Source organism: Solicola gregarius, assembly GCF_025790165.1.
Taxonomy (GTDB): Bacteria; Actinomycetota; Actinomycetes; order Propionibacteriales; family Nocardioidaceae; genus Solicola; species Solicola gregarius.
Map to the genome: position 1 here is coordinate 1,130,931 of NZ_CP094970.1, position 12,254 is coordinate 1,143,184.

Sequence of the window (12,254 nt, forward strand, 5' to 3'; positions counted from 1 at the left end):
GCCCAGACGGAACGGAGTCGGACAAGCTGCGCGAGGTGGCCGCCGGTCGACGACACGAGCAGTAACCGAGCATTCATCTGCAGCCTCCCCAGCCTCGTCGATTCTACGAGTGGCATTCGAGAACGTCTGCCGTTCACACAATCTCGCAGCTGGCGCTAGCCGGCCATGATCGCTCGCCATGCCTGTTGGGACGGCTGATCGGTCAGTTCGAAGTCGCCGCCAACCGTGGAGTTGAAGTAGGTGACGAACTCCGCCTGGTGCTGCTCGGCGTACGCCGCAACGGCGTGGAGCCAGCGGGCACGGCGGTCGCCGTCGTCGTGCCCGACGAGCGGGCTACCGAACTCGGCGATGGCCCACTTCGCACCGACTCGCTTCGACGCTGCCACGGACTCCTTGAATAGTGAGTCTGGGCTCGCGTACTCGCCGTCCCGCGCAGCCGCGTTGTAACAGTCCCAGGCAAGCACGTCCGGAGGCTCAGCGGCGAGGTAGGAGGCGACCCGACGTTGCGTGTCCCCGCCAACGGTCCAACACATCAGCACGACTGTGTTGATCAGCCGCGGATTGTCGGCCGTTGCGGCGATCCGTGCGATACGGTCCGACGCGCGCGAATACTCCCTCGCCGAGAAGGCTCCCCGTTCGATGTCGTCCTCGGGCTCATGGAAGTACACCCAGTAGATGTCGCGATCGGTCGGCGCGGACGCGAACCACTCGCGAAGGTACGTGTCGGCGGCGCCTGCCAACACTTCGCTCGGCGCGATCTTGAACGATACGACGATATCGGCAGACCCGGCGATGTCCGTCAACCGCGGCCACGGTGCGGGGAGCGTTGACGAGAACAGCCGGACGATCGGTGGCGTGCCGACTTCGCGATGCAACCTCTCGACCGCCGACGCGTCGGACTCTCCGCCTCGGACCCGGACCGTCGTGCCGAACTGCGTCTCCGTCGCAGAGTCGGACTCGTCGCGCACCAGGAGCGCGGCGCTCAGAGCAGCGGCAACGGCAACGGCGAGGACCAGCAGTAGGGCACGACGGCTCGACACCCCGCAAGGCTAGTGCGGGGCGTCGAGTCGCGTGCCCGGAACAAGGGCAAAGGGAAGCAGTCGTCAGGCGAGCTTGTTGACGACGTATCGCCAACCCTTCTTCGAGGGACGGTCCTGCAGGCGGAAGTCGCCGCCGACATCGCTGTCGAAGTACGTCACGAAGGTGGCATCATGCTTGGCGAGATAGCGACCGGACCGACGTAGCCAAGCCGCTCGCTTGTCGCCGTTGTCCGAACCGGCCAGCAGGCTGCCGAACTCGGCAACGCCGTACGGACGGTTCATCCGGTTCGAGATCCGATTGATCTTGCGGAACATCTTTCGCGGAGCGATGTAGCCGTTCTTACGGATCAGGTAGTTGTACGCATCCCAGCCGAGGACATTCACCGCAGACGGAGCGTAGTAGTCCTTCCACGACCGGCCCGACCCCTTGCTCAATGACCATGCCATCAGGATCAGGGTCGACTTCAGCTTCCGGTTGTGGGCCTTCGCCTCGAGGCGGTCGAGATGCTTCCACGCTCTTCGGTACTGCCCGGCAGTGAACTGTCCGGCCTCGATGTTGTCCTCGGGCTCGTGGTAGTACGACCAGAAGGTCCGCCGATTCTTGGGCGCACTCTTGAACCAACGCGTCAGGTAACGGTCGTAACGCCCCGATGTGATCGCCTTCGGATCGGCCTTGAACGACACGACGAGCCGCCGACCTTTGTAGTCGGACCTCAGGTTCGACCACGACGCGGGCAGACCGGTGTGAAACGCCCGTACGACGTCGACGCCGGCGAACTTGCGGTCGGTTCGCCGCATGGCCTGCGCCGCCGACTCGCCGGATCGCTGTTGCGCCGTGGAACCGAAAAGAGTGTGCGTTCCCTTCTTCGACGAGGTGGCATTACCTCGGTCGGCTGGGCCGCCCGACTGCCCCGCGTCCGCGCTTGCGAGCGGCGCGACGACGAGCGCGGCGGTAACTGACAGTACGCACACTGAACGGCGCACAGGGTAGGTTTGTATACTCATTGTAATCACTCAAATGCGAGGGGTGACTGGACGGATCAAAGGACCGTACGTCCAGTCGCAGGTGAGTGCAACGCGGCGGATGTCACCGAGGGTTAGCAGTACGCCGAATGTCGTAAAACATCCGGCTAAAACAGTCTTTCGGCGTTAGATTTGCGGCTTTTTCTGCTGGATCGAGAATCCATCCAGCCGCAGTGTGAGGCGAAACATGCGAATTGCCGTCGCATGCAGCGTCGACCCGACCGCGACTGCAGCCAAGAGCGCCGCCCGATCATCGGCGATCAGGTGATGGAGCAACGCGGGGACGACGCCGAAGCACACCAGCCCACTGGTCACCGCCACCAGCAGTGGCGCACCGAACGGGTGCATATGCAGTGTCGAATGGACCTGCGCCAGAGCCAGCATGTTGTTCAGCAGGATTCCGAGCGACCAGCCGATGGCCGCGCCGGCGATGCCGAGACTCGGGATGAGGAGCAGGTCCGCACAGACCATGACGCAGAGCGAGACTCCGGCATTGATGAGGCTCAGCATGCTTCTGCCCGCCATCAGGAGCACGGTGTCGACCGGGCCACAGGAAGTGGCGACGAGCATCGTGAGGCAGAGGATGACGGCGGTCGTCTCGCCAGACACGTAGCTCGGGCCGAACACACCGAGGAGGAAGTACGCGAAGTTGGCGGCGAGCAGATAGACGGGCCACGAGATCAGCGAAAGCCAGGTGGTGGTGGTCTCGTAGATCGTCCGGGCCCGGTCGAGATCATCCAGGGCAACGGATTCGCTGATCTTCGGCGCCATGACCTGCTGGATCGCCTGTACGAAGACCGTTCCCAGCACCAGGAACCGCGTCGCCGCGGCATACACCGCGGCGTCGGTGGCTCCGAGGATTGCGCCCACGAGCAGGACGTCCGCCCGCTGCATCGCGACGTTACAGACCCTCGAGACTGCACGCGGGCCGGCGAACGACCAGAACGAGCGGGTGAGCTCACGGCGTTCGGTCCGAGACACAGCCGGCTCGGTACGTCGACGGTCGCGACCACGCCGCCGGTAGCGCACCAGCCAGTACACGACTGCGAGCAGGGCCGCACCGTACGCAAGCACCCATCCGGCGACGGCGCCGGCGGCCGTACCGACGCCGACCGCCATGACGAGGACAAGGGCGAGTTGGACGATGCCCTTGCCGACCTTGTCGACGAGCACGAGCACCCGGATCGAGCCAAGACCACGGGTCGTGGCGACGCCGACCGAGTACGCAACTGCGATCGGCAGCATCGCCGCCACGATGTAGAGACAATTGGTCATCGCGTCGTCGAGCGTGCCGGAGTCGTGAACGAGCAGTGGCCCGAGCATCGGCGCCGTCCAGGCGAGGAGCAGACCGCCGGCGGCCGCGAAGGCCACCGGCAAACCGAGTGCCGTTCGCACGTAAACGCCGACCAGGTTCTTCTCGCCACGCGCCAACGCTTGCGGGAGCGACCGAAGCACCCCCGTGTCGGCGCCAAGTGTGCCGACATTGAGCACGACCATGAACAGGGCCGTCGCCTCGAAGAAGATGCCCGCGTCGTCGTGGGTCAGCTGGCGGGTGACGACGATCGGCAGCAACAGGTTCAGCGCACCGGCCGTAATACTGCCGAGCAGGCTGAGCAGACTCTCCCGCGCCAGCAGCCGCAGCGTCGACTGGTGCCGGTCTGACGGCGGCTTCGCGCCCGCCTCGCTCGCTACCTTCGCCATGACGGCGTACGTCCCCACCACTCGGCGAGGCGGGCGTCCCATGTCTCGAACGAACGGCGGAGCTCGGCGCGAAGGTGCTCGTCCATTGTCGAGCGTGGCCGCGAGTTGTGCCTCTCGAACCGGATCCCGTTCGCCGGACCGAGCCCGAGGAACTCTCGGACCTCTTCGAATACAGGTTCCGGGGTCGCGAAGAAGTCACCTGAGTCGACCACCAGGAGCCGCTCGCGCCCGACCGCAGTGGCGACGCGCTCGATCTGCTCGATGTAGCGCCCCCGCGCCAGATACGCGTTGTGCTGAAGCGTGCGGCTGTCGTACGAGGCGTCATTGGCCATCCGTGCCCACTCCCCGTCGAGTCGGCTCGGCTCCTCCGCGATCGCCGCTTCGAAATCGAGGGTCTCGAAGCCGCGGGCGAGCTCGTGCGCGTGCGCGGAGTACGCGCGCTCGACCGGGTCGCGCAACAGCATGATCAATCGTGCGTCCGGTAGGTCGCCGGCGATGCGATCCGCCGCATGGGGGTGGAACATGTAGTACGGGCTCGACTCGCCGGTCTGCGCGGTGCGCCCGCGATGCCGTGCGGTCGCTGCGGCGCGGAGCGGAAAGTGCCCGCGATACCAGTTCTCCGGCCGATCGTAGTTCTTGTCGAAGTAGTGGATTCCCTTACGGAGGAACGGACGGACGATGTCGGGATGCTGGATCAGCGTCTTGAACATCGAGGTCGTGCCACAACGCTGAGCGCCGACGATCAGGAAGGTCGGCTCGAGTCGCGCGAAGGCCGTCGGCGCGGCCAGAGCCTCGGATGCCCGAAGAAGTCCGCGCCGCCCGAGCTCCGTGCCCCGTCTCATCGCCGCCGTCCTCATCGTGCCCTCACCTCGGGTCCGCGCGCGAGCACGGGCAGCAGCCATGACCCCACCGCACCGAGTGTTGCGCCCGCGGTTTCCTGGTCATCGCGCAGATATCGCTCGGCCAGTGTCAACAGGTATGCGCGTACCACGTGCTCGCATCGCTCGCGCGGCACGACGTGCTCGAGTACCGACGGCGCCCGGACCACCAGTCGTTCGGCGGCCTCTCTCGGTGCCGCTCCGTCGACCGTGATCCAGTGGTGCAGGTCATGATGGAGAACGTCGAACCCGACCGGCACATCGCGCTCGAAACGCTCCCAGTCCCACACGGGACAGTCACCCTCGACCAACGCGAAGTTGCCCGAGTTGAAGTCTCCGTGCCAGGCGCCGGTCTCCAACTGTGTATGGCCGTCGAGGGCCTCGAGGACCTCGGCGAAGGGCGACCCGCGTTCGCCCATCGTCGCGAACGACCGCCCGAGACGATGCCTGAGCGGATGGTTGGTCCAGTCGCGCACCGAGGTCTGTCCCGGCAGCGTGGCAATGGAACGCGCCAGCCGGACGAGCCGTGCACGGGCGCCCCGGCCCGATAGGCGATGCGCAGGGACGATCAGCGGCGTCATGCCGAGCACCCGGCTGCCGTGCCAGTCGAACTCGAAGAGTCGCTCGGGAATGTGCAGGCCCAGCGGGTGACCTTCGCCAAGCCGAGCAAGAGTTTGGGACTCATCGCTGACGAGTGAGCGCGTCAACGGGTTGTGGCCTACCTTGACGAACGCCAACGGTGCACCGGACTCGTCGCTTACCTGAACGATGGGTTTGCGGTTGGCGCGCGCCGGGCCAACGGGTAGGGCGAGGTGGACGTACTGCCGGCCGAGGCAGTGGGCCAGCTCGCGCGTGAAGTCCGTTGCGTCGTCAGGTGTCACCGTCAGCTTTGCTCGGGGAAGCCAGCGCAGGCCACCGGTGCTCGCCGCAGCGGCAATGACCGAGCGGGCAAGCCTGGTTCGCCGACGCTGGCCACTGAGCTGGCGCCGAACTGCATGCGCGGTTGCGCGCGGCGACTCCGCCGAGAGCAGCAGGCGCGCCTTAGCGACCGACGGCACGGCGACGAAGCTGTGCCGGTGCACGGAGTCGCGACCTGAACGCGTCGAGTGCGCGCTCGGGTAGAGGGTCTCGAGCATCTCCACTGCGGCGGAGCGGTCGCGTTTGACCCGCGTCATGACTGGACCACCTCGCGGTCCGCATCACGGGAGGTTCGAACCGTCGCGGGTGTCCGCTCAGCCAACGACTCGCGTCGGAGCCGGTCATTGCGCCACAGGAGCCCCGCGGAGATCATCGCGATCGTGAGCGGCACGGTCAATGCGCTGTAGAAGAACGCATAGAACACCTGTAGAAGCAGCACGAGTGTCGCCGCGATCCCGAGCGGCGAATTGTCGTGACGACCGAACCAGGCAATCCGTAGGAGGAAGCCGAGGTAGAGCGCGGCCCCCACGAACCCTTGTGCGATGAGGAGCAGCCAGAACTGACCGGTGCTTCCGATCACCCGGTTTCCGCACTTCGGGCAGTCGGGACTGGCCCCGATCGCGATCGAAGTCTCGCTACCGACCGTCAGCCTCGTGCTCCCTGCTCCGATGATGGGCGATGCTTCCGCGGCGTCCCACGACGCATCTGCCAACGCGGCACGGATGTCGTTGCTGTGCGGGTTCTCGAGCCGTTCGGACACCAGCGTGCTGAGCGGTGAAACGACGAATGCCACCGCGGCAACCGACGCGACCAGCAGGCTGACGAACCCCACGAGCAGTCGCCCCCGCATTGCGAGTCGGGCCACGACGTACACGAGTGCGAGCATCAATCCCATCCACACGGCGCGGTTCAGGGAATGGACGATCGGAACGGCGGCGATGAGCAGGAGGCAGACCAGCAGGACGCGCTTGCCCAGGCTGCCCAGAACTCCCCAGGCCATCACGGCCCAGATCAGGCACAGGGACAGGGCGTTGCCCCATGCGTTCGTGTACGCGAACGGCGCGGCCGGTCGCGGCTCAGGGTCTCCGATGATGTCTTGGACCTGCGCAAGACGTGCGGTGTCTCCGCCGGCCGCGAGTGCGTCGGGGAGCAGCCGCGTCATCAGCGTCTCGAACTCGAATGTCGGGAAAAGCATCGCAGCGACGCCGAGCGCGACTGTCGAAACGGCGAGCCATGCCATCCACCTGATCAGGCGTGCCCGCGGGAGCTCCTTCTCGGTGGCGTTGCCGACGTACAGCAGCACGACGGTCACGGCGAGGTACTGAAGCAGTCGTACGCCGAACGAGATGTAGTGACCGATGCCCTCGGACCCGATTGTGTCCGGCACCTGATAGTTCAGCATCGCGCCGCTCGCCGCGACCCAGACCAGGAACACCATCCACAACCAGAATCCCGGAGGGACCCGAACAGCGCGCCGACGGAGCTGCCAGGCAAGCGGGGCGGCGAGCACCGGAAGGACGAGATCCATGATCCCGAGTGCCCACCAGATCGGGACACCGGCGGTGAGCAGGCCGATCTGCCAACCCGGCCGAAGTCCGCGGGAGAGCCTGTGGCGGCCTCGCGTTCCGGAGGCGTCAACCGTTACGGTGACGCGCCCGTCGACATCGGTCGCGAGGCGGTCGATCGGTGCAGACCCGACGGCCCGGATCACGTCGCCCGCCCCATGTCCGTATACGCGGACTGCAACTCCATTGCCGTCTCTAGGTCGTCGAACTTGCGCGCAAAGAATGCGTCCGACGCGACGACCGCCGGTATATCCGCGGGACGAAGGACAGCGGGATGCGCGGCCCCAGGCGTCCAGCGCATGAATCGGCGGGTGGTGTCGGCGATGCGCAGACCGGTGTCGCCGTTGTGCAGAAGGGTGGGCAGCAGTGCTTCGTCGGTTGCCGTACACCGTGACAGGAAGCGCTCGACGTCGCCCAGACCGTGTCGCTGTTCGATCACATGCCGCAGGGCCCTGCCACTCAGGTTTACCCACGCGTCGCCGATGAACAGGCCCGTGCCGTCATCGAACGGATTCCGGCGGACAAAGGGGACTGAGTGGTGGGTACCCGGAAGGCGTACCCGCTGTAGGTATCGCTTCCTGCACTGCACCTGCCAGGGATGCTCCGGCGTGTCCGGACGACGCGGGACCGCAAACCATCGTGCGTACGCATCGTGCGAACTCTCTGCAAGGGTCGACTCGATCGCACGCATGGGCCGGCACAGCTGGTCTCGCCCCGATACGACCAACACCCATGACAGTTCGGCGTAACGGTCGAGGCAGAACTCGAGGCTGTCGAGGATGGCGAGCCCTAGGTCCTCACGGCCCCAACGCAAGTGCGTAGGGTTCGGAACCCTCACCACGCGGTCATCGGTCGGCAGATCAAGAGCGGGCCCGCGAGGATCGTGGTGGACGACGAATACCGAGTTGCTCCCACGCAGGACACCGTCGGCAAGCAGCCGCAGCAGCCCCGGTGAGTCATGGCTCAGGGCGAGGACAACTACTGGACCGTTACTCATCGTCGGTCGCACTCCGTGCGGCGTCGAACGTGGTTGCCAGGTCCCCCATGTCGTAGCCGAAGGCCGCCACCCTGTCTGCGTACGTGGCGACCAGTCGCTGGGCGGTCGACGACCGCCACGGCAGTCTCGACTCGGACATCGCACGCCACCGCTCGGCGTACGCGTCGCTGCGAGCCGAGTCGAACGAGTCCGCCGGGATCGACCCATCGAGGCCGATGAACGAGGCGACGTCGCCGAGTACGACGGAGGGATCGGCGACGAGCTCCTCGTACCGGACGAGCTGGATGTGCTCGACCGACCGTGCGTCCTCGCGGAACAGCTCGTACGCGCGGAGCCAGTGCTCCATGAGGTCCGACAGCGGGCGGGAGCCGACCCATTTGCTGGTCGACAGCGCCACGATGAGCGGATGCCGCATGATCACGACGAATCGCGCTTCGGGGAACAGCGCCTGGAGGAATCGGGTCATGATCAGGTTCGGCGGCGACTTCTCGAGCCAAACGGGGGCAGCATCGTCCCAGTTGCTCGACCATTGCTCGAGGAGCCGGTCGGCGCTCTCGGTGGACACGAGCGGGGAGGCCTCGGTCAGATGTGCCCGTGGGTCGAGAGCGAACCGCCCGGCGCCGCCGTACTCGCGCGCCGGCGGGTACACGTTCTGCAGGTGCTGACCTTCGTCCTCCTTGACCCCGGTGTCCGCAAAGGCACTGACCGAGTGGTGTGCTCCGATGGCACGCGCCAACGGCGTTGTGCCGCTGCGGTGCAACCCGCCGACGAATACGAGGCGATGGCTGACGTCGAGGGCCATCAGGCCCCCCGATGGAGGAGTTTCGACTTCCCTTTGGTGTGCGGCGCCCTGGGCTCCGTGGCGGTAGGGGCATCTGCGCGCGGCTCGCTGGCGCTTACGTCGTCGAGGTCCACCTCATCCACGGGGGACTCGGACGGATCCGGTTCTGTCCCGAGGGGCACGTGCGGCCGATTACGGCCGCGCTTACGCGCGCGCTTGCGATCCCGGCGTACCGCGACTCCGACGACGTCGGTCGCGCCGACCTTCTTCACGTCGTCGACGACTTCCTCCATCTCGACCCGGCTCGTGTTGTCGAGCTCCACGACGATGAGCACGAGATCGACGTATCGGCCGAGCAGCGGCAGATCGAACGACGGATCACCCGTTGGCAGTTCGAGCACCGCCATGTCGAAGTCGGACTCGAGCTGATCGAGAACCGGCCGAATACGGCGGTGCCGCAGCTCACCCGCGTTCACCAGACCGAGAGTCGCGTAGTCCCTGCGGGTCAGTGCACCTCGGCGGTCGATGTCGCGCGCCTCGCTACGGACGGCAGCGTCACGCCGGGACGCCTCGCGGACGTGGACGGTGGTCGTACCCGTTTGTGCCGCGAGCACAGCGAGGGTCGCACCGATCGCATCGGCAGACGATTGGTCGGACGGTCCGCACACGAGGACACTGCGGGTCGAGCCTCCGTACGCCGCGATGATCGAGTGGTAGAGGCCACGCACCTCGGGCAGCGGAGCGTCGACGATCCCGGTGACCGTGTCGAATACCCGGACCTCCGACATCACCGGCAGCCCGTACGTGCGCTCCAGATCGTGCGTGGTGTGCGGTCGCCGGTCGAGCTTCTCCCGCAAGATGGCGGCCGCGAGCGCGCCGAGGAAGCCGAGCAACGCCGTGCTCACCATCACGAGGAACGGTCGCGGTGAGGTGGGTGAGCTCGGCAGCGGTGGATCGACGATGACGGTGCCCGGCCGCTGAACCGTTCCCTCGAGTGGGCCCAGCTGAGTGTTCAAGGTCTCCAGCTGCGCCGTCAGTTGGATCCGCCGGGTGCGGAGCACCGTCCGCTGTGACGCATCGACCGTCTCGCGAATCTGCTGGGTGACATCCGTGAGCTGACCGGTCAGGTCGTCAACACGATCGCGCAGTCGGTCGACATCGGCGTCGACTGCGTCCTGCGCGACGCTCGCGCGGTTGTCCAGGTACGCATCCGCAAACGCGGACGCGCCGGCCTGTGCCTCCGCCGGCGTCGATCCGGAGAACGCGATCTCCAGAACGGTCGTGTTCGCCGGGACGGTCACGGTCACGTTCGACGCGAGTTGAGCCGGACTGGAGTCGTCGTCGAGCTCGTCTCCCGCGCCGTCGGCCACCGCCGCCGATCGGACGATCTGCGCCTCGGTGTCGAGGTTGATACCCTCGCTGGTCACGCCGTTGGTGAGCTCGGTGTCGCTCGAGGTCGCGTACACGAGAACCTTCGAGGTTGACGTGTACGTCTTGGGCGCGAGCTGGAGGTACGCCGCACCGATGATCAGGCCGAGAACAAGACCGCAGAGGATCCACCGCCACCGTCGTTTGACGAAGGCGGCGTAGTCGCCGAACTCCAAGGCGTTTCCGTACTGCGGATCGTGCACCCCGTGCCCCTCCTTCGCTCCCCCGACGGCCGGGTAGCCGACGTCAGTGTATGGACTTGCGTCCGGTGCTTGCAGCGGAACGACATCTAACGCATGGATGTCGTCCGTTGCCGCCTCTTCGGGAGGAGGCAACGGCCGTAACCGGGGCGGCCGCCGGTCACGCCGCGCCGTCACGGTGGATCACGGCCTTGAACGTCCGCATCGCGATCGCCAGATCGCCGGCGGGAGTCCAGTTGTCGACGTACCCGAGGTCGAGGCCGACGCTGTCGTTCCAGCTCAGGCTCGAGCGTCCGCTGACCTGCCACAGCCCGGTCATGCCCGGTTTGACGGCGAGGCGGCGCGCGACCCACTCGTCGTAGCTCGCCACCTCGGTCAGCAGGCTCGGGCGCGGGCCGATCAGCGACATCTGACCCTTGACCACGTTGATCAGCTGCGGGAGCTCGTCGAGCGAGGTCTTGCGCAGGAACCGGCCGATGCGGGTCACGCGCGGGTCACTGGTCATCTTGAACAGCGGGCCCGCCCCCTCGTTCTGCGCGATCAGGTCGTCGAGGAGCGCCTCCGCGTCGACGCACATCGTACGTAGCTTGTACATCGTGAACGGCGTGCCGTTGCGCCCCGCGCGTACCTGGCGGAACATCGCCGGGCCGCGCGAGTCGAGGCGCACCACCAGCGCCAGCCCACCGAGCAGCGGCGCGAACACACCGAGCAGCACGGCGCCGAGTACCCGGTCGACGGTCGCCTTGACCAGCCGGTGCAGACGCGGTCGGACGCTCGGCGCGACGTCGAGCACGACCCGGCGGCCGACCAGCCGCGGGCGTACGCGATGCGGCGCCGCGCCGTGCACCTCCGCGGTGACACCGACCCGGATCCGCGTACGCTCCAGCGACCAACCGAGCCGGCGTACGTCGTAGGACGTCACGAGCGGGCCGGGTGCGACAACCACCTGGTCGACGCGCAGCATCGTCGCAACCTCGGGGGCATCGTCGATCGTCGAGACGACGGGAATGCCGAGCACCTCGCTCGGGCGATCGCTCGCATCGTGCGGCGCCTCGACCAGGCACACCCCGCGAATGTCGAGCTCCTGCCGCCCCGCCCAGTGCTCGATGCACTGCGCGACAGCGAGCCGGTCACCGACGAGCAGCGCGGACTGCCGACGACGCAATCGGCGACGGACGGCCACCGTCAGCGCGGTCGCCGCCGCGGCCGAGCCGACCACGGCCGCGATCGAGCGTAGGCCCGACGTCGGGTACGCGCCGCTCAGCGCCATCGCCAGCAGCGTCGCGCCGCCGACGAGCACGAGGTCGCGCACCGGCAGCCATGAGCACGCACGCTCGACGGACGGGACGCGGGCGTACCCGAGCGCGAGCACGGCCAAGGCACCGGTGGCCGCAACCTCGGCGGTGCGGCCGGCGGGCACGATCGTCGCCACATAGGCGGCTACAATCGCGGCGAATAGGAATCCCGTATAAACATTGAGTGAGCGGAGAAACACTCTGCGTGGGATTGAATTGCCCCGGTCGATAGCGAGGGACGATGGTGGTGTCTCCAGCGCGGAGAGCCGCGCGGATCCCACATGAGTCTCGCTCATGTTCCTTCAATATCGACGGTCTGGACGGGTGTCACGTTCCGAGACTAGGAGCGTCGGACCGAGGTCGTACAAGACGACCAGTCGATTTATAGCATGCGCGAAAGGCCCTCGTTCAGCTTTTCACGGAGACAA

At 66.8% G+C, this 12,254-nt stretch carries 10 protein-coding genes; all 10 read right to left on the reverse strand.

What is annotated here, in order from left to right; all coding sequences use genetic code 11:
• Positions 1-155: 155 nt before the first annotated feature.
• Positions 156-1,040 carry a hypothetical protein gene (locus tag L0C25_RS05650; RefSeq protein WP_271635458.1) on the reverse strand — a complete coding sequence of 295 codons (885 nt, stop codon included), beginning with the start codon at positions 1,038-1,040 and terminating at the stop codon, positions 156-158.
• A 63-nt stretch (positions 1,041-1,103) separates the two neighbouring features.
• Positions 1,104-1,838, reverse strand: a complete 735-nt coding sequence (locus tag L0C25_RS05655; protein WP_271635459.1) for a hypothetical protein — start codon at positions 1,836-1,838, stop codon at positions 1,104-1,106.
• Positions 1,839-2,189: 351 nt separating this feature from the next.
• Positions 2,190-3,806, reverse strand: coding sequence for a lipopolysaccharide biosynthesis protein (locus L0C25_RS05660; RefSeq protein WP_271635460.1), 1,617 nt, complete (start codon positions 3,804-3,806; stop codon positions 2,190-2,192).
• Positions 3,752-4,606, reverse strand: coding sequence for a sulfotransferase family protein (locus L0C25_RS05665; protein WP_271635461.1), 855 nt, complete (start codon positions 4,604-4,606; stop codon positions 3,752-3,754). The genes L0C25_RS05660 and L0C25_RS05665 overlap by 55 nt, the downstream gene beginning before the upstream one ends.
• Before the next feature lie 11 nt (positions 4,607-4,617).
• Positions 4,618-5,817: a hypothetical protein gene (locus L0C25_RS05670; protein ID WP_271635462.1), complete on the reverse strand. Its 1,200-nt coding sequence runs from the start codon at positions 5,815-5,817 to the stop codon at positions 4,618-4,620.
• The gene (locus L0C25_RS05675; protein WP_271635463.1) at positions 5,814-7,271 is read right to left on the reverse strand and encodes an O-antigen ligase family protein; all 1,458 of its coding nucleotides are present in this window, start codon (positions 7,269-7,271) and stop codon (positions 5,814-5,816) included. Before L0C25_RS05675 ends, L0C25_RS05670 begins: the two co-directional genes overlap by 4 nt.
• Positions 7,268-8,122, reverse strand: coding sequence for a beta-1,6-N-acetylglucosaminyltransferase (locus L0C25_RS05680; protein ID WP_271635464.1), 855 nt, complete (start codon positions 8,120-8,122; stop codon positions 7,268-7,270). The genes L0C25_RS05675 and L0C25_RS05680 overlap by 4 nt, the downstream gene beginning before the upstream one ends.
• The gene (locus tag L0C25_RS05685; RefSeq protein ID WP_271635465.1) at positions 8,115-8,924 is read right to left on the reverse strand and encodes a sulfotransferase family protein; all 810 of its coding nucleotides are present in this window, start codon (positions 8,922-8,924) and stop codon (positions 8,115-8,117) included. The genes L0C25_RS05680 and L0C25_RS05685 overlap by 8 nt, the downstream gene beginning before the upstream one ends.
• On the reverse strand, positions 8,924-10,534 hold the full coding sequence (locus tag L0C25_RS05690; protein WP_271635466.1) for a Wzz/FepE/Etk N-terminal domain-containing protein: 1,611 nt from the start codon (positions 10,532-10,534) through the stop codon (positions 8,924-8,926). The genes L0C25_RS05685 and L0C25_RS05690 overlap by 1 nt, the downstream gene beginning before the upstream one ends.
• A gap of 157 nt (positions 10,535-10,691) precedes the next feature.
• Positions 10,692-11,951, reverse strand: coding sequence for a sugar transferase (locus tag L0C25_RS05695; RefSeq protein WP_271635467.1), 1,260 nt, complete (start codon positions 11,949-11,951; stop codon positions 10,692-10,694).
• Positions 11,952-12,254 lie beyond the last annotated feature (303 nt).